The organism is Phyllobacterium bourgognense, from assembly GCF_003337575.1.
Classification (GTDB): Bacteria; Pseudomonadota; Alphaproteobacteria; order Rhizobiales; family Rhizobiaceae; genus Phyllobacterium; species Phyllobacterium bourgognense.
The window spans coordinates 1-17628 of sequence record NZ_QPJM01000040.1 but is presented as its reverse complement, the minus strand read 5'-3'; the positions used below and the strand labels follow the sequence as shown (position 1 = coordinate 17628).

General features: G+C 56.3%; 17 protein-coding genes, 1 tRNA gene and 5 pseudogenes. 8 read left to right on the top strand and 15 right to left on the bottom strand.

Features of this window, described 5'->3' with window-relative positions:
- Both C7476_RS27270 and C7476_RS27265 read right to left on the bottom strand, forming a co-directional pair.
- Window positions 1-246 (bottom strand): annotated as a pseudogene (locus tag C7476_RS27270) (hypothetical protein); the annotation flags it as partial.
- Window positions 247-475: 229 nt separating this feature from the next.
- A pseudogene (locus C7476_RS27265) lies at window positions 476-754 on the bottom strand (metallophosphoesterase family protein); the annotation flags it as partial.
- Window positions 755-1446: 692 nt separating this feature from the next.
- Between C7476_RS27265 and C7476_RS27990 the strand changes: the two are divergent.
- From C7476_RS27990 to C7476_RS27245, 4 genes and pseudogenes are all read left to right on the top strand, one after another.
- Window positions 1447-1809 (top strand): hypothetical protein, encoded by a 363-nt coding sequence (locus C7476_RS27990; protein WP_147274758.1) that lies wholly within the window; start codon window positions 1447-1449, stop codon window positions 1807-1809.
- Between the two features lie 3 nt (window positions 1810-1812).
- Window positions 1813-2292, top strand: a complete 480-nt coding sequence (locus tag C7476_RS27255) for a hypothetical protein (protein ID WP_114433049.1) — start codon at window positions 1813-1815, stop codon at window positions 2290-2292.
- 19 nt (window positions 2293-2311) lie between these two features.
- Window positions 2312-2430 (top strand): annotated as a pseudogene (locus C7476_RS27250) (IS6 family transposase); the annotation flags it as partial.
- Window positions 2431-2505: 75 nt separating this feature from the next.
- Window positions 2506-3510 carry a ketopantoate reductase family protein gene (locus tag C7476_RS27245; RefSeq protein ID WP_114433048.1) on the top strand — a complete coding sequence of 335 codons (1005 nt, stop codon included), beginning with the start codon at window positions 2506-2508 and terminating at the stop codon, window positions 3508-3510.
- Window positions 3511-3907: 397 nt separating this feature from the next.
- Here C7476_RS27245 and C7476_RS27240 read toward each other — a convergent pair whose 3' ends face one another.
- Window positions 3908-5071 (bottom strand): MFS transporter, encoded by a 1164-nt coding sequence (locus tag C7476_RS27240; RefSeq protein ID WP_114433047.1) that lies wholly within the window; start codon window positions 5069-5071, stop codon window positions 3908-3910.
- The gene (locus tag C7476_RS27985) at window positions 5068-5313 is read right to left on the bottom strand and encodes a hypothetical protein (protein WP_147274757.1); all 246 of its coding nucleotides are present in this window, start codon (window positions 5311-5313) and stop codon (window positions 5068-5070) included. Before C7476_RS27985 ends, C7476_RS27240 begins: the two co-directional genes overlap by 4 nt.
- On the opposite strand from C7476_RS27985, the pseudogene C7476_RS29015 reads away from it, so the two are divergent.
- Window positions 5310-5441, top strand: a pseudogene (locus C7476_RS29015) (DUF6494 family protein); the annotation flags it as partial. The gene C7476_RS27985 and the pseudogene C7476_RS29015 overlap by 4 nt on opposite strands.
- Before the next feature lie 116 nt (window positions 5442-5557).
- Window positions 5558-5986: a dihydrofolate reductase family protein gene (locus C7476_RS27230; RefSeq protein ID WP_114433046.1), complete on the top strand. Its 429-nt coding sequence runs from the start codon at window positions 5558-5560 to the stop codon at window positions 5984-5986.
- Between the two features lie 180 nt (window positions 5987-6166).
- Here the strand turns inward: C7476_RS27230 and C7476_RS27225 are convergent.
- Both C7476_RS27225 and C7476_RS27220 read right to left on the bottom strand, forming a co-directional pair.
- Window positions 6167-6243, bottom strand: a tRNA-Ile gene (locus tag C7476_RS27225).
- 134 nt (window positions 6244-6377) lie between these two features.
- Window positions 6378-7406: a sugar-binding transcriptional regulator gene (locus C7476_RS27220; RefSeq protein ID WP_425374034.1), complete on the bottom strand. Its 1029-nt coding sequence runs from the start codon at window positions 7404-7406 to the stop codon at window positions 6378-6380.
- A 153-nt stretch (window positions 7407-7559) separates the two neighbouring features.
- On the opposite strand from C7476_RS27220, the gene C7476_RS27215 reads away from it, so the two are divergent.
- Window positions 7560-8312: a hypothetical protein gene (locus tag C7476_RS27215; protein WP_114433045.1), complete on the top strand. Its 753-nt coding sequence runs from the start codon at window positions 7560-7562 to the stop codon at window positions 8310-8312.
- On the opposite strand, the gene ptsP is transcribed toward C7476_RS27215, so the two are convergent.
- Genes ptsP through C7476_RS27190 form a run of 5 tightly spaced genes read right to left on the bottom strand, consistent with a single transcriptional unit; the run spans window position 8280 to window position 12980 of the window.
- A complete protein-coding gene (gene ptsP, locus C7476_RS27210) occupies window positions 8280-10271 on the bottom strand; it encodes a phosphoenolpyruvate--protein phosphotransferase (protein WP_114433044.1) in 1992 nt (663 codons plus the stop codon). The two genes, C7476_RS27215 and ptsP, sit on opposite strands and share 33 nt — an antisense overlap.
- 23 nt (window positions 10272-10294) lie before the next feature.
- Window positions 10295-10672: a PTS glucitol/sorbitol transporter subunit IIA gene (locus C7476_RS27205; RefSeq protein WP_114433043.1), complete on the bottom strand. Its 378-nt coding sequence runs from the start codon at window positions 10670-10672 to the stop codon at window positions 10295-10297.
- A gap of 27 nt (window positions 10673-10699) precedes the next feature.
- The gene (gene srlE, locus C7476_RS27200; RefSeq protein WP_114433042.1) at window positions 10700-11725 is read right to left on the bottom strand and encodes a PTS glucitol/sorbitol transporter subunit IIB; all 1026 of its coding nucleotides are present in this window, start codon (window positions 11723-11725) and stop codon (window positions 10700-10702) included.
- Window positions 11726-11746: 21 nt separating this feature from the next.
- Window positions 11747-12505: a PTS glucitol/sorbitol transporter subunit IIC gene (gene srlA / locus C7476_RS27195; protein ID WP_114433041.1), complete on the bottom strand. Its 759-nt coding sequence runs from the start codon at window positions 12503-12505 to the stop codon at window positions 11747-11749.
- 40 nt (window positions 12506-12545) lie between these two features.
- The gene (locus C7476_RS27190) at window positions 12546-12980 is read right to left on the bottom strand and encodes a transcriptional regulator GutM (protein WP_114433040.1); all 435 of its coding nucleotides are present in this window, start codon (window positions 12978-12980) and stop codon (window positions 12546-12548) included.
- Between the two features lie 171 nt (window positions 12981-13151).
- Between C7476_RS27190 and C7476_RS27185 the strand changes: the two genes are divergently transcribed.
- Window positions 13152-13790, top strand: coding sequence for a hypothetical protein (locus C7476_RS27185; RefSeq protein WP_114433039.1), 639 nt, complete (start codon window positions 13152-13154; stop codon window positions 13788-13790).
- On the opposite strand, the gene C7476_RS27180 is transcribed toward C7476_RS27185, so the two are convergent.
- The 4 genes and pseudogenes from C7476_RS27180 to C7476_RS27165 form a co-directional block, all read right to left on the bottom strand.
- Entirely contained in the window at window positions 13771-15096 is a 1326-nt protein-coding gene (locus C7476_RS27180; protein ID WP_114433038.1) for an acetoin dehydrogenase dihydrolipoyllysine-residue acetyltransferase subunit, read from the bottom strand. The two genes, C7476_RS27185 and C7476_RS27180, sit on opposite strands and share 20 nt — an antisense overlap.
- A 3-nt stretch (window positions 15097-15099) precedes the next feature.
- Entirely contained in the window at window positions 15100-16098 is a 999-nt protein-coding gene (locus C7476_RS27175; protein WP_114433037.1) for an alpha-ketoacid dehydrogenase subunit beta, read from the bottom strand.
- Window positions 16098-17135, bottom strand: a complete 1038-nt coding sequence (gene pdhA / locus C7476_RS27170; protein WP_114433036.1) for a pyruvate dehydrogenase (acetyl-transferring) E1 component subunit alpha — start codon at window positions 17133-17135, stop codon at window positions 16098-16100. Before pdhA ends, C7476_RS27175 begins: the two co-directional genes overlap by 1 nt.
- Window positions 17136-17169: 34 nt before the next feature.
- Window positions 17170-17628, bottom strand: a pseudogene (locus C7476_RS27165) (homoserine dehydrogenase); the annotation flags it as partial.

Here is a 17628-nt window from a genome sequence, read left to right as displayed (position 1 = left end):
GAGCGATAGCAAGACTACGAGCACGTAGAGCACCGCAATGGCAATGTCCAAGGATGTCAATGCGTCCAGCAGGAAAACCGCTGTAGCAATGAGTGTTGCAGCGGTTTGCGAAAATCTTAGTGTGTTTAGCCACGCAGAATTGATGATAATATTGAAACGGTCAGCTGCCAGCCGCTGAACGATGGCTGGTCCGATACCTCGAGAGGCCCCTGTCGCAATCGCTTTTTCTCTCTCTTTCGTGGACATTGTAAATCCCCTCTTTCAGCAGTCGTCTCGCAGCAAGGAAATGCCGACTTTGTCGGCGACGAAAAGCCTGTTCGGCTGCCTGTTTGGGCCTTGCCGCGCGACCAGCGGCTTGCCTGGCAAGCGATTGCCCCGATGCCTCTGCGCAGTCAACTCACGCACGCACGTGATCTTCAGCGGTGTGCGCAGTGGAACACGAGCCCCGTCGCCGCCGAAAACATGCACCGGCATCAACGAGGCGCCGCTGGTTAACCGTCTGCGCGCCGTTCTGCATGTGACCGATGTCGTGAGTACCCGGTACGCTGAGTACAGGAACCGACAACTCATTCAACAAACCGATCGAGAACGCGAGATCGTCGTCGGTGCCGGCACCATCGAGAGTCAGATCGCCGGTGTGGACAACGAGATCGGGGTTTTCCCAATTGATCCAATCTGCCAGCGGTTGCCAGTTGATATTGAAATGCGTTTTGGAAGGGCTGAGATGAGTGTCGGTGATCTGGATGATCCGCACGGGAGCCCCTCTTTTAGAATATCGAACATCGGATCCGTTAGGACCCGTGAAAAGGCGGCTTATCGCTAAGACGAGCTTGTGCGCGGTCTTGATAGGCTCGCTGTATGACGGCTATGTCTCAGATTGATGACAGTTCAATGACTATCCTGTGAAATGGAATAGGGTTCGTGTGGGACGTTCAGGAAGAAACATCTCGGATGGCACGGTAGTCTGTTTGGCTTTGTCGCAAACGCTTCCGTAAGGGAAGGTGATCTATGCATTTCCGGGGAAACTTCTAAGGTATCAGGTGTTCGAAGGGCGTCACTTCGATCAGTCATTCATTCTGCTTTGCATGCGCTGCTTAGGGGCTGAGCTTTCGGGTGATCGAGAGCCTTGGCGACACGATACGTACGTGCTTTCAGAACGATTGCCTTGTCGGTTGGATTGATTTTGTTCCTGAATCGCTCACTTCGATTGGGATGATCGCCATCTCATTGCATATCAATACGCGTAGGCACCCGTCATCAAGTCCCGTTAAACTGTCCAACAAGCGCCCTAAATACCCAAAACTGACCGCTACGTCCCACGTGGGTGATGAACCAGAACCATAAGAGCTACATGCATAAACCAATGTATAATATAGTGAACAACTTGGCTCTCCTAAGTTACGGAAACCTTCCAAGCAGGAGGTTTCCACTTTTAGGAGTAAAGTCATGAGAAAATCAGCAACTATCTTAGCGATAACAGTTCTGGGCGCAATGATGGCGGCCAGCTCGGTAACTGAATCGATGGCGCACGGTGGTGGCCATGATGGCGGTGGCCATGGCGGGGACCATAGTGGTATCGGCCGTGGTTTCGGCGGCGGCGATCATAGTTTCGGCGGCAGGGACAATGGATCCCGAGAGGGCGGGATCTTCGGAACCGGTGGCCTCTTCGGTGCCCGTGGGGTTGCGGTGAGCCATGATCGCTTTGGCGACCGCAGGGACTTTAGGGATTTCCCTCGTGACGATAATTACGGATCCTATACCTGCGAATATCCGCACTTGGGGAATTCTCCTACCAGATACTGTGAGTAGTTGATGCACTTCGAAGCCCCGCTCCCGGTAGAATCTGGGGGCGGATTGAAGACGGATGGAAACAGCGTGGATTGCGTGCAGTCCACATCCATATCGAATGGCGATAATCGCCAGGAAATGGGCAGGAAAATGTGCTTTTACAAATCATCGATACCCATTTTGGCGGTGGCTGTGTTTGTCTCAGCCACTGGACCTGTATTTGCCTTCAACGTCAAGAACCAGGTGGAAGTCTCTGAAAAAGCCAATGAAATCAGAAACATAAACTTCGAACAGGCTGCCATGATCGAGGCTCGTGCATACCTATGCGGGACCGATGAAGCCAGCGATACAGCAATGAAAGGTGGCATGCGGGAAACAGGATTGCCCGAAGATATTGCAGTAGAGATCGTGTCTGATCTTGCGTCCGGTATTATTGATAAGGCGCAGGAGCCCGGATCGAAAAAGATATGCGGAAAAGCCAAAGTGCAACTTTCTGGTTTTTAGATTGCATTATCGATACTCGAAGGCGGCAAAACGATTCATTTGCAGGGCCTTGGCGCGTCATGGACGACCGGATTTTATCACCATTGACGGCAGTCAGACCAATCGGTGGCGATCGTTCAATGTGATACGGAGAGCCAATAGTTCTGTCGCATGTAATAGCCAAAGCCACGCACTAGCTATCAAAGACAACTGTGAGAAAGACCAATCCCCACCATGACGAAATCCCGACCTTTAAAAATATGCATCTACGGCGCTGGAGCTATTGGGGGGACCATGGGTGTCCTGCTGGCCCTGGCCGGGGCTGAAGTCAGCGTCATCGCGCATGACGCAACGCTGGCGGCAATCAAACATGACGGCCTCCAATTGACGAAAGACGGCAAGGCTCACCGTGTTCATGTTCGGGCAACCGATGACCCCTCACAACTGGAATCCCAGGATTACGTGATCGTGTCAGTGAAAACGACCTCGCTTGAGGATGCGGCCTCACACATAGCGCCTTTGTTGAACCCCGACACCAAAGTCATCACCGCAATGAATGGCGTCCCCTGGTGGTTCTTCGTCGGCAGCAATGGGGTACTCAGCAACAAACGGCTGGCTGCTGTGGATCCACATGGGATTGTCGAAAAGTCTATACCCTTGGCCCAGACGGTCGGCTGCGTCGTCTACATGGTCTGCTCTGTCGATGCGCCCGGAAAAGTCCGGCACAATGGTGGAAACAAGCTGATTATCGGCTACGCGGACAACAGCCAGGTTGAGGGGCTGGACGAAATCAAGGACCTGCTCAACGCGGCAGGGTTTTCATGTCACGTCACCGCGGCGATACGCAATGATATCTGGCACAAATTGTGGGGTAACCTCAGCATCAATCCGATCAGCCTACTTACGGGCGAGACAAGCGACATCATCATCAATGATCCTCTGGTCTACGAACTCTGCGTCCACATGATGCAGGAAGCTGCGGCGATCGGCGAGGCCATCAATATTCCGATGGACGCTTCGACGACTGAGGTGATCGGAAGAGCCAGGGCGTTGGGTGCTTTCAAGACTTCGATGTTACAGGATACAGAAGCCGGAAAACCCGTTGAGCTGGATGCCTTGTTGACGGTAGCACATGACATAGGAACGATCCTTAATCTGCCGACACCGTTTATCGACAGCGTGCTAGGCTTGGCGCGATTGCGCGCCCGAAAACTAGGACTTCTGGACAGGGCCGCATAGTTCGGTTTCTGCCATCGATGATGTGGATTGTCGGCCTCGGCATCGCGCGGGGCAACCGTTTGAGGATCTCAGCGCCATCCGAGATCACGGTAACGCCAAAGCCGCAATACCCTTCGCGTCGAAGGGGTAAGAAGGGTGCGATCCCGAACTGCCGTTTAATCGGTACTCCCGGTCACGAAATAATGGCCGCCAACTTCGTCCCGCCCACCGCGGCTTGTAAACGCTGTCTCACTTTTACAGGCAAGAAAATCTCGATTTTAAAGGCAAAATATCATGTTTAATGGCAAAGCATCGCCATTGATTTTGTTGAATTGCTCATCTCACCTTTAAGGGCAAAGCGACAACTAACAAAATGGGTGTACGCCACTCAGCACCGCTCACTAACCAAACGCTCCAGTCATCGCCTGCCCTGAATACCTTGCGCTGCGGCGAGTGCGAGGCAAAGCAGGCCGAGGGTCAGCGCAAATCCCTGGATACCGACCAGTTCCATGACCGCGCCGGTAACCGGCGGACCAGCGATGCCGCCGACACCCCATACCATGGCGAAACCCGCATTGCCGGCCATAAGCATCGAGCCGGAAAAACGTTCCCCTAGTTCGATCAGAGCCATGGTGTATATACCGAACGACGTGGCGCCCCAAACGAACGCGATCGGCCAGACAAACACCGAATTGAACGACAGCGGTAACAGCAGACAGCCAAGCGCCGTCGTCAGCGCGCAGAACCTCAGCGCCCGCTTCGAGCCCTGCCTTTCGGCCAACATACCTAGGGGAACCTGCAGCGCGACATTGCCGGCGACAAAGACAGCGAGCAGCGTTGATATCCTGGCTTCCGGGCTGCCGTAACCTTGGCCATAGGTCGACATCAGCGCCAGCGTTACTTGCTCGAATGCGGCGGCGCTGAACACCGCAAATAGCAGCAGCGGCGCCTGCGCTACGAAACCCCTTACAGAAGCCTGCTGCGTGTGACCGTTATCGAATTCAGGCAGTTTCGGCAGCACCCTGAGCAGGCAAAGTCCGCACAGCACAAAAGCCGTGATGCCGACCAGGAAAGGCGGCCAGCCGTGCGTTCCAACGACGGTCAGAGTGAGCGGCCCCAACGCAAAGCCGGCGGAAATCACCGATGTATAGACGCCCATGATGCGGCCACGCTTTGCCGGCGGCGTCAGCGCGATCATCCAAGTTTCGCTGATCACGTAGAGCGGATTGACCGCAAACCCGAGCAGGAAACGGAGCGGAAACCACAGGAGGACGTTCTGCTGCCAGCCGATAAGTGCAAGCAGCAATGCTGCCAGGCCGGCGCACGACAGCGCAGTTCGCCCTGCCCCGAAGCGGCGTGACAGCCATGGGATGAGCGGCGCCGACAGGATAAAACCAAGCGGCGTCATCGCCGCCGACAAGCCGATCGTGCCGGGCGACATGCCTTGCCGCTGCAGGATAAAACTTAGCAAAGGATAGCTCAGCCCTTGCGCGATAGCGAAGACAGAAACCGTCGCTATAATGCCTGCCAGCGCCGGCCACGGCTGTGCGTTCGATTGAATCTGCAACTCGTCATTTGTCATGGTTTGCTCCAAAAACGCTCAGCCAGAGACACGCCCGGCTCGGCTTTAAGTCTCTTCTCACGACCATTGAGCTCCGACGAACTGACCGAATTGGCAAAGTGCGGGTTGTCACTCTGGCGAATATCCTCACCTGTTCCTTTGAATCCACTACCCCAAACTTCCTTGAGTCGATCCAATCCTACAATCGCGATGATGTAGCGGCCATCAGCTTCTAAGCGGATCCAGTTCCAGAGGAGACTCACAGCGCAAGATCGAGGAGACGGTGCGCGAGGGACAAATCAGCGGCAAGAAACTGAAAGTCCGCATGACGCTGACAGCGGAAGGAACGGGCCTTACTCACGTGGTGGACGGCGAGATCGAACTTCCGTAAGCTCGGCGAAGCAATCAAGCGCGTCGACGCGGACGAGGCTGAAGGCAAGTTGCTCCATGCCTCGGTAACCAAAACGTTGCGACATGTCCATCAGACCACCTAGGGATGGAGTTCTCATGAAGAAGGCTGTCGTCAGGGTTATCTGTGCCATCGGCCAAGCGGGTCAGCTAGGCCTCAAAGGCGGCCTTCCATGGGAAGGCGACCGGTCGCCGGAGTTCGTGGCGGACGTTGCACGGTTTTTCGACCTCACGAGAGGACACATCTTGCTCGCCGGCCCCAAGACGATTGCGAGCGTTCCGGATTTTGCTAGGGCGGATCGGGAACTTGTCGTCGTTCGCTCCAGCATGGATCCCGAGGAAACTCTCAGGCGCTTTGCTGGCCGTGTCGTTTTCATCGGCGGCGGCCCACCGGTCTGGGACGCCTATGCACGCTTCGTCAGCCACTGGGATGTCACGCGGCTGCCCTATGACGGGCCGGCTGATCGCTGGTTCGATGCAAGATGGCTTACAGGGGGTGGCGGAGTTGCCGTAAATCACGACCAATGAAGGCCGGGCTCATATCCATCTGGGATGATGTTCTATTTCTCGATGCAACGAACAACGGACGGCATGAAGTTTTCGTGGTATAGCTCCCACGCCTTGTAGCCCACTCGCAGCCGGTTCCGAGTACCCCAGCGAGCGTTCTCGCAAATCTTAAAAAGGCGTCCCCAGAGCACGCTTTGTTGTTGGTGGGCCCGGAGGGACTCGAACCCCCAACCAAGCGGTTATGAGCCGCCGGCTCTAACCAATTGAGCTACAGGCCCCACCTGAAATCAGACGCAGTGGAATTGGCCGCGCGTCTCCCGCGATCAATAACGTGAAAAATCGCGAATGCAATCCCTGACTTGGGTTACCCGGCGCTCTTGTTCTGATTTCCAATGGAAATTGCAAGCAAAGCTCACCCCTTTTCCTGTTCGGCGAGCACCAGCAAGCGGCGGGCACTTTCCTCATCGGTGATAAACACTGTCGGTCGAACGAGCGCCATCGCGCCATAAAGCGCCCTGATCTTTTCCTTGCCGCCAGACGTCAATACCCGCGCCGGCACGCGCTGCACCGTGTCGATGCCGACGGACATGACGAGGTCATGGATGGGATGGTCCACCAGCTGGCCTTCCTTGTCGTAAAAATGGAACAGAAGATCGCCAACGGCACCGCGTTCCGCCAGGGAAGCCTGGTGGCCCTGATTGAGGAAGCCGATATGGTAAGGCGTGCTGGAGGCCGTTTCGATAGCGCCGACACTGAGCAGAACGAGATCAAGGTCCTCGGCCATCTCGAATACGCTTTTCAACCCGCAGCGTTCAATCAAGGCGGTTTTGGTCTCGATACTGTCCACCATGGCAGGAGCGGGAATGAGATAGCCATCGCCCTGGAACAATTGTGCGAATTGCCAGGCAAATTCCGCCGGGTTGAAGCGCCGCGGCTGGCTGATTCCCCCCAACAGTGAGATCACCGTAAAGTTCTCGAGCGTCCGTGCTTCGAGATAGGACAAGGTGTTGAGAAGCGTCCGCCCCCAACCGACGCCGACGCGCATGCCATTGCTGACGATCCCGGACAGATAATCGCCGGTGGCCGCCGCTATCGCCGGGATCGGATCGCTGTCCGGATGCGACAATGGCGCGATGATCACCTTGTCGAGACCGAATTGCTTTTCCACCTGCCTTTCCAGTGCGACGAGATCCGAAAGATAGCCCTGGATTCCGATCTTGACCTCGTTGCGCGCCCGCGCTTCGGCCAGCATGCGCACAATGGTCACCCGTCCGACGCCGAGAATTTCGGCGATCTCGTTCTGCGTCATCTGTTCGATATAGTACATCCAGGCGGCGCGCATGCGCATCCGGCTGATTTTGGTGTCCGGCTGCCCCACATCCAGAGGAGTCTTTTGGAGGCTCTTCGTCGTACCATTCGTTCGCTTGCGTCGATCGCTCAATCATCCCCCCTTTGATCGCTCCCGTTCCGTCAAAGCAGCAATGCTGCATCAAGCCAGAGCGACCTTCACACTACACCTCACGAGAATGTTGTTTAGCAGGCCAAGAAAAAAAGGTACAAACGATTATCCACTTGCGCACAGAGGTACGCCATCATGATCCGGGATATTTCAAGCGAGATTGTCGTCGGTTTGAAAGACCGGTTGCGCGATGTGCGCCACCTGATCAGGGCAAGCCGGCAGGATAGCAAGCCCGTCCCTCAGGACCTGCCCGATATCCTGTTCGATACAGCTGCGCGCGCAGTGGACAAGGCTTTGACTGCAGCAGAAACAATTTCGATCTCTCTGGTTTCGCAAGATCCGTCTGCCCATTCGACACCCATCGAAGCGCGCAGTCTCGACGTGTATTTTCCCGTTGACGCAAACAAAGGCGAGGCGCTGTTCCGGCGCGACGTCTATTACCTGACGAAGCGTATCTTGAGTGTTTTGGGATCGCGTAACGCGCTTATTCACGAATCAACATTCGCATCCGTGCACGCTAGGATGATTCGCCGCCACGGGGCTTTATTGTTTGGCGCAAAGGATGGTGATCTGAACGACATCGCAGACGGATGCGCTCAGCTGGTGATTGAGTTGCAATCACAATATCAATCCGCGCATTTGCCATTGCCTGGGTATACCGGGCAACGACCGGATCTGGGCACGCAGTATTTGTGCTTTTCCGCCATCGCCCTTGCGATCGGTCTTGCCACCTATGCGGCTCATGAACCGGACGATGAAAGATTGGTCGAGAGCGCGTTATTGGCTTTGCGGGCTCGCGAGGACAAATTCGATCAGGCAATCGCTGCACCCGACAAGATGAAAGCCTTGTCCGAGCTATTCGCCTTCTTGATTCCCCACCTGCCCTAATTCCCAAACGCATTTTTTTGCACGTTGAATGGATGCCGGACTCATGCTGAGTTCCGTCAGCCCCATATTGACGAATGCCGGGATGAGATCAGCGCGGCCTGCGGCTTCGCCGCACATACCGACCATGATTCCAGCCTCGACACCAGCTTTAACCGTAAGTTCGATCGCTGCCATTACCGCTGGATGTGTCACGTCATTCAACTTTGCAACAGTAGGATTGAGGCGATCAGCTGCCATGATGTATTGGGTCAAGTCATTGGTACCGATGGAGAAGAACGCCACCTCTTTGGCCAGCATGGGTGCAATCATGACGGCTGCTGGTGTCTCGACCATGACACCAAGGTCGAAATTCGCGTAGTCCCTCCCCTCTTCTTTGAGTTCTGCGGCACACTCGTCGATCAAGCTGCGCGTAGCGCGAACTTCGCCAAGATCGGAGACCATCGGCAACATGACCTTGATGTTGCCATGCACGGCGGCACGCAGGAGCGCACGCAATTGCGGTTTGAAAACATCCGGCCGGTCGAGGCACATGCGAATACCGCGCCAGCCCAGAAACGGATTTTCTTCATCCGGAAAATCAATACCGGATATCGGCTTGTCGCCGCCAATATCCAGCGTGCGAACAATCACAGGGTGTGGCGCGAACGCTTTAGCAAGCGTCGTGTAGGTTTCGGTCTGCAAATCTTCCGATGGCAGGTGAATGTGCCGCATGAACAGCAGTTCGGTGCGAAACAGGCCAACGCCCATGGCACCGGCTTCCTGCGCCGCTTCGATCTCGTCCAGAGAGCCGAGATTGGCTGCAATTTCGATGATCGTGCCGTCAGCGCGTTTCGGTACGATATTCTTGTAGGCCTTCAACGCGTCCCTTTCCGTATCCGCTACGCCGATTTGCGCATGGAAGCGATCGACCGTCATCTGGTCCGGATCGGGAAAGATATCACCACTATTACCATCCAGCGCAACACTCCTGACGTGCTGCAATTCCTGCACTGACTGTCCAAGTCCGAGAACCGCGGGAATCCCGTGGGCTCGGGCAATGATCGCGACATGCGATGTAGCGCCACCATGGCCGCATATGACACCGGCAATGCGCTTTAGAGGCGCTCGGGCCAGATCCCACGCACCGATATCGTCGGCGATCAGAATTGCACCGGTAGGAATGGCCTCGAGATTGGCATCGTCCTGCCCTAGCAGCGCCAGGCAAATCTGCCGCCCGACTGCGTTCACGTCGTCAGCTCGGGCATTGAGGTAAGGATCATCCATTGAAGCGAAATCCGCCGCAATTCGTGACGTGGCGCCGATGACAGCAGAAACCGCATCCATGCCTTCCTTCACCAGCGCTTCCGCAGCCTGTGTAAGCTCATCGTCGCAGGCAATATCCTTGAGAGCAGCGATAATGCCGCGGTCGCTTTCTGCGAGATCCGTCGCGGCCAATGACATGTCCATGCGATGTTGCACGGTCGCGAAAGCCTGCGTCAGTCGCCCGGCTTCTGCCGGTATTTCGTTCGCTGCCAACAGGCGGTTTTCATGTTTGATTTCCGCCGGGAAAAAGCCGAAGGCTGGCCCGATGGCAAAGCCTTCACTGGCAGCAACCCCGCGCAATTTGCCCGTGGCTGAGGTATTGGAATTTGCCGAGAAGGCCTTGGGCTGAACAGGCGTGGGCTCGGCAGGTGCTTTTTCAGCTCTGTCTTCTTCCGCCGTGCCTGCATGCGGATCTTCAAGGTATCCGATCAGTGCCTCGATTGCCTCGATCTCATCGGCACCGCTCGCCCTTACGGTAACTGTCTCGTTTTCCTTGACGCCTAGCAGCATCAGCTTCACGGAACTCTTGGCACTGACGGATTTGTCGGCCTTGATCAGCTCGATATCCGACTCGAAACCCTTTGCGAGTTTGACAAATCTTGTGGCTGGCCGCGCATGCAATCCGTCATGCACCCGCACTATTGTCGAGCGTTCCATTCAAATCTCTCTTCGATAATTCATTACCCGATGGTAATCGTCGTTCCAACTTTCAACGCCGATACCAGCTCAGCCGTATCGATTTCCGATGCGCAAATTTCGCCTGGGCGTTCAACTTGATCGGACCCATTGAACGTAATGACGACATGTCCAATATCTTTGACCTTCTGCCAGGCATAATCGCCAATACCGGTGATGCTGGCAGAGACATCGCCAATATGGATTGCAGCCCCTACTGACGGTGTCTCGTCGGAAGGCTTGCCCTCGACAGCATGCAGGATCGAGACTTCTGCAAGTTCAGGCGGCGCGCCATCCGCAAACAGGATGACCACGCCTCCCTCGGCAAGATCCGCCACCTCAGGTCCGACGGCTGTTACCCGTGTTTTCAATAGGACTGACATATGGCGAACCTCTTTTTCTTATTGAACTCAAAATACGATCAGGCTGACGATCCAGGCTATAACCACCGATACAGGCCCCATGATCTGGCGACTGATCAGAACCGCTGGCACGCCGATTTCGATCGTCTTGGGCTTGGCTTCACCGAGCGCCAGGCCAACCGGGACAAAGTCACAGCCTACCTGTGTATTATAGGCGAACAGTGCAGGCAGAGCCATTGCCGGTGAAATCGTGCCGTTGGCGATCTGCGGTCCGATAATCGCGACGCCGATAACCTGGGCGATAACCGCACCTGGTCCCAAAATCGGCGACAGGAACGGCAGGCCGCAGATGGCTGAAAGGATCAGCAAACCGACGATATTGTTGGCAAGCGGTCCCATTGGTTGCGCCAGCACATCGCCGATCCCGGTATAAAGGATGAAGCCGATCAGCATGGTCACAAACGCCATGAACGGCAGAACGTTGCGCACGACCTGATCGATGGTACGGCGACCGGCATTGAAGAAAATGCCGACCACACGGCCCATCGCTCGGCCGATAGTGCTGATAAAGCCTATCAACCCACCTTCACCGTTGTCCGACGCTGCAGTCCGGCTTGCCATGGATGCGGCAAGTTCTGCAGGCGTCGGAGGCGAGTCCTGGGACGATCTTGCTCCTGCAACTGCTGCCGGTTGTGACCCGTCGGCGAGTTCGATATTGGCCTCTTTTACACCTGAAACGTAGATATCTTCAGTAATGAACTGCGCCAAGGGCCCTGCTTGGCCGACCGGCGTCAGATTGACGGTCGGAATACGTTTGCGCGGATAAACACCGCAGCGGGCCGTACCGCCGCAGTCTACGACAACTACGCCCATCTCGCCTTCAACCGGGGGCGCCTTGAAACCGTCAACCGCCTCTCCGCCCGTGAGTTCTGCAATGCGGCGCGCGACAGGATGAATGCCGCCACCGGTGACGGACACGACCTTGTTACGCTCAGGCGTCAGCTGAATGACGAGCGGGCCGCCCCAACCATTACTGCCTCTGGAAATTTTTACTGCCTTATAGGTCTTTGACATTTTACTTCTCCCCGCCCCGACTTAAAGTTCAATGCCCTGACGGCGTGCCATGATGGCGGTAATGCGCTCGGTCAGCATACCCTTCAGGAGGATGACAACCAGACCAACGAGCGCGTACCAGATGGCGACGTTGATGTGATAGCCGACGGGAACCGCGCCTTTTTTCTCAAGTTCGAGAAGCGCGACGAGAATACCGCCCCAAACGAAATATTCGCCGGGATTAATGTGCGGGAACAGACCAAGCGGTGGATGCACATAGGATACGGCCGCATCGTAGAATGCCGGCTTGTGCTTTTCTTCGAGGAATGAACCAAACGTATAAGCCATCGGGTTTGTGAGGAAGAAGACGGAAAGCACGGGCAAGACGGTGTAGCGCGTCAGTGCAATACGACCTGCACCCCGAGCGATACCATGCACACGTTCTTCACCGACAAGTTCCGTCAAAGCGTAGAATGCGGTCATCAGCACGACAAGCGTCGGGATAATGCCTGTTACAAATCCGGCGAAAACCTCGCCGCCCTTCTGGAAGATACCGATGAAGTATTTACCGACGTTGGTCAGCCAGCCGAGCTGCTCCTCCTGCTGGACATTCTTCAGCTTGTCCTTGAATTCCTCGACAGTGATATCCCCCGTCGATTGCGCAAGCACGACAAGATCGTTGCCCGCATGCGTGATGGCTTGCTTGCCGTGGAGCGCCGCATCCGAGACCATCGATCCCGCCACCGAGATATGGTGCGCGGCTATGTCCGCATGTTGCGCCAGCATTGTTAAAATTGACATGTTCCCTCCTCCTTATCGACCGTTTTCCAAACGACCGTCCCTATGCGTTGACTGGCTTGATCCCGATTAGACCGGGCCGTTTCGGCTCTGCCCTGGCCTTGTCTATCTGTTCGATTGCACGCTCCGCCGCCTTGGCGATATTCGGCTCTCCCAGACCCGTCATCACAGGATCGGTGCGCAATGCGTTCAGCGAGATACCCTCAAACTCCTCGCGCCGCTTGAATTTCGCAAAAACCGATCTGCCACTCATCACGAGAAAACGCTGAACCACGAGGTCCGGCGTGACGAGAATAAGAACGATCACGCCTTTGCCAAAACGGCCGCGAACATTCCCCGCGCCAACAAAACCATCATTGTATTTGGAAGTGATGCCCTTCATCACATCGCCGTAGTGGCGCATCTGGTACCAGACGCCCAGTGATTGCAACGCCCACAAAATCCCAAGGGCAAGCAATCCCCATTGCCACATTGCCATGTCTTCAACCTCCCAACGCCCGACCGCAAACATATGCTATGATCGAACGAAAAAATATAGAACATTTGTTTTTTGTAATGTCAATATGTATGATTTCAGTTCCGTTAGAACTTGGCTTGTGCTGCATGACAGCGTATGACGTGATACAATGAATTTGAAGGTGAGAACGGCATGGATTTTCTGTTCAGAGACGAATTGGTCCATATGCCGGATTTACGGCACAGGCTTCGCCAACTGCGTTGGTTTCGCATGGCTTTTCGCAAGAATGCCGCGCTGATTGCGGAACATTATGGTTATCATTTTGCCATCGACGAAACCAGGCTGACCCGGGCTTTTCTCAACTGGGTCGAGACGGTTGAGCAACAAAAGTCTTATGCACAGATCGATCGCAAGGATTTCATCATCTTCGCTGCGGGCCTTGTGCTCAAAGAGCTTATCACCATAGGACCGGCAACGGTTCGAAGCCATCCCAAGCAGAGCGAATCGCAGCTGACAGAAATGCAGGAGATTATCGCGTTCTGGCCTGAAGGGTTCCTCTATACCAATTACTGTGTCGGCGCGATCGCCGCAATTTGCGAGCAGGAATTTGGTACCGCTCCGAAGATCGACGCATGCGCGGACGATCTGCGCACATGGTGGTCATACCGCGAGAATGTCCGCGAGATGCCAGATCAAGCGATCGCCTTTCTCGACAGGTTCCTCGGCGCGGAGCCCAACTGGATCATGCCAAATCTGGCTTCGGCCCGCAGTGCCATTCAGCGGGCGCTTGTTTCGCCAAAGTCGAGCAGCACTACGCTACCGAACGGCTGACCTCTGCCAGTATCCGCATGATCTTTTCACGCTGTTCCAGCTGCGGCATATGTCCGGTCCCGGCAAAGAGATGCACAGCGATTTCGCCCGGCAGCCCCGCGGCATGTGTCGCCGGGATCACCCGATCGGCTGCTCCGAAAATCACACGGACCGGAATGGTCAGATTGGCAAGGGTTTGTCTGACATCGATGACCTGCGTTCCGTCAGCGAAAAAACGGTCGGCAACGAGCTGCTGCGCATCGCGCAAAGCCACATTTTGCGATTGAGCCAGCGTTGCGCTGATAAATGGCTTGGTCAAAAGATTTTCATCCTGAACCAGCTGCTTCATCCACGCGACGAGGCTCGGCTCAGTACGAGCCCGGACGAACCCTGAAAGAAACGCACCACTGATTTCAGGTCCAAGCCCGGCCGATGCAATCAGGACCAGCGCACGAATATCGAGATGGCTGCGGGCAGCCACTTCGGTTGCGACCGCGCCGCCGAACGAGTGCGCGACCAAGACTATTGGTCCAGAGTGACAGGCAGCAACGGTTTGTTCAACCAATTCGGCAATCGCATGCAGATCATCTGGAATGGTGTGCGACGAAGCGCCATGACCGGGCAGATCGATGGCAAGGATCGGATTGTCCAGCGTTCCACCGCCCAGCATCGGTCTCCAGCTGTTGAGATCGGAGCCGAAGCCATGGATCAGGACAAGCGGCGCGAGCTCCGAATTCTTGCCTTCACGCAGCCATGCCGCGTGCAGCGGAGCACCGGCTTGAACGGCAGGTTCGCGAACCTGCACGACGGGCTTTGCGACCGCCGCACCCTGCGCGACGCCATTTTCGACATCTTTCTTCTGGATGCGTCCCTTGGGTCCAGACCCTGAAACCGACGTCAGATCAATGCCAGCTTCCTTGGCAACCCGCCGGGCAAGGGGCGTCGCACGAACGCCGTCAGCTTTGTCAGCGGTCGTTGTCGTTGTTGCGGGCGCGGTTTCCACCGATTCAGCCGCAGGCTTTGCCGCTGGCGCAACAACTGCCGGTACATCGGCACCGTTTGTTGGCAGCGCATCCGTGTAGGCCTCACCTTCGGCAAAGATCCACGCTACTGCCTGGCCCACAGGAACTGTCGTGCCCTCCGCCGCCGTGACATTGCGCAAAATGCCCGAAGACGGTGCATCCACTTCCATGGCTGCCTTGTCAGTCTCGATTTCGAACAGCACCTGCCCTTTGGTGACAGCATCGCCATCCTTGGCGTACCAGCGCGAAATCTGGCCGCTTTCCATATCCATATCGACCTTGGGCAGGATCACCTCGACGGCCATGGCTTAACGTATCCCTTTAACGAGGTCGCGGGCGCTCTTCAGAATACCGGGCACTTGCGGCACCGTCGCCTTCTCGAGCTCCGGATTATAAGGAATAGGCGTTTCTGCCCCACCAAGGCGCACGATCGGCGCATCGAGATAATCGAAGGCCTCGCTTTCGGCGATCATCGCGCTGACTTCTGCCCCGATGCCAAGCGTTTTCACGCCTTCATAGACGCACATCAGCTTCGACGTTTTTTTGACACTGGCGATGATGGTTTCCTTGTCCATCGGACGCACGGTGCGCAAATCGACGACCTCGACATTGATGCCTTCTTTTTCGAGCTCACGCGCCGCTTCCAGTGCCTTGTGCACCATGATGGCCGAAGCAACGATGGTCAGGTCGGTTCCTTCGCGTACGACAGCAGCCTTGCCGATCGGCACGGTATAGTGCCCTTCCGGAACGTGACCCTTCATCTTGTAGAGCAGCTTGTGCTCGAAAATCATGACGGGATCCGGGTCTTCGATGGCCGCGAGCAACATGCCCTTGGCATCATACGGCGTCGACGGCTGGATAACCTTCAGGCCAGGTACGTGACCAAACCACGCCTCAAGGCTTTGGCTGTGTTGCGCCGCGGCGCCTGTACCGGAGCCGGCAGGAAAGCGCATCACCAGAGGCACCGAGACGGCACCGCCAAGCATATAGCGAATTTTGGCCGCCTGATTGACGATCTGTTCCATCGCCAGCGCGGCGAAATCCGAAAACTGGAACTCGAAGATTGGCCGCATTCCGGTCAAGGCCGCACCGACGGCAACACCCGCACCGCCAAGCTCGGAGATCGGCGTGTCCATCACCCGATCTTCACCGAAACGATGCACGAGATCACCCGTCACCTGAAAAGCGCCGCCGTAGACGCCGATGTCCTCGCCCATCAGGAACACGCGGTCATCGGCTTCCATGGCAATAGCCATGGCTTCCTGGATTGCCTGCGAATAGCTCAGCTCGCGGATTATCTCATTCATTAGATATCAACCGTGTAGACGTCGCGTGTCAGATTATCGAGGGTAGGCGATGGGCTGTTCTTGGCGAATTCGATCGCCTCGGCAATCTCCGCCTCGGCGCTTGTACGGATCGCTTCGATGTCGGCGTCGTTGACGAAACCGAATTCCTTGAGCTGATCTTCGAACAGATGGATCGGATCGCGATTGCTGATCCAGTCCTCGATCTCTTCTTTAGTGCGATAGCGGTTTCGGTCGCTCTTCGAATGACCGCGATGACGATAGGTCTTGCACTCGATGAGGGTTGGCCCCTCACCCCGGCGCGCCCGTTCCACCGCATCGTGCGAGGCTTCGGCGACATCGGAGAGATTGTTACCATCGACGACAACGCCCGGCATGTTGTAGGCGACCGCGCGATCAGCAACATTGGCAACAGCCGTCGAACGCTTGGTCGATGTGGACATGCCATAACCATTGTTCTCGCAGACGAAAACCACCGGCAGCTTCCAGATTGAAGCCATGTTGAGCGCTTCATGAAATGCGCCCTCATTGTTGGCGCCATCGCCGAAATAGGAGATGACGACCTTGCCGTTCTTCTGCTTCTTTGCGGACAGAGCGGCACCAACGGCAATCGGGATACCGCCACCGACGATGCCATTCGCACCGAGATTGCCCTTGGAGACGTCGGCGATATGCATGGAGCCACCACGGCCCTTGCAGTATCCGGTTTCCTTGCCGAAGAACTCGGCGAACATTTTCGAGACTTCCGCGCCCTTGGCGATGCAGTGACCATGACCGCGATGTGTCGAGGTGATCATGTCATCTTCGGCGAGCGGCATTGAAATGCCAACCGCGCTCGCTTCCTGACCAATAGACAGGTGCATGGTGCCGTGGATAAGACCGCGCGTATACGACTCCTCAGCGCCCTCTTCGAAGCGGCGTATCAGATACATCTTGCGCAGTGCTTCCTTCAGCTGTTCCGGCGGATAATGCCGAAACGCGAAGGGAAGGTTGCTACCATCGTCATGGCGCTTGGCGCTTGAATTTCTGGCGGATGCCATGTCGGCACTCCCTGTCTTTAGATGCTTTCGAGGCTCACGCCCCATAAACCAGCCTGTCCTGGCGGGCCCTGAGTTCAACGATCCTGGAGCCTTGCGCGGGGGCGGCGTTGGCGCTGGTGATGAGTTCGCCCTTGCTGATGGCTGTCGTGACGCTGCCGCCCTGCAGCAGGCCGCAGGGGATGGCACCGGCGACCCTTGCTTCGCCCGCCGTCATGATCCACGCGCGGTAGCAATATTCGCCAATCGCATCGAGCCTGTCGCCGGGTTTCAGATCCTTCTTGGCGACGGCGCAGACCTCGGCAACCGGCTTGGCCAGCGGCACCATGTCGGCCTTGCCGTAGAGAACCACGCGGGCGCAGGTCAGCGGCACTTCCAGCGAGGTCAGGTGATAGGGCCGATGGAAGGTGAAATACGGACCCTTGCCCATCTTCAGGTCTTCCATGCGCTCCGAGATGCGCGGATGCGACATGTCGGCAACGACGAAGACGCCCGG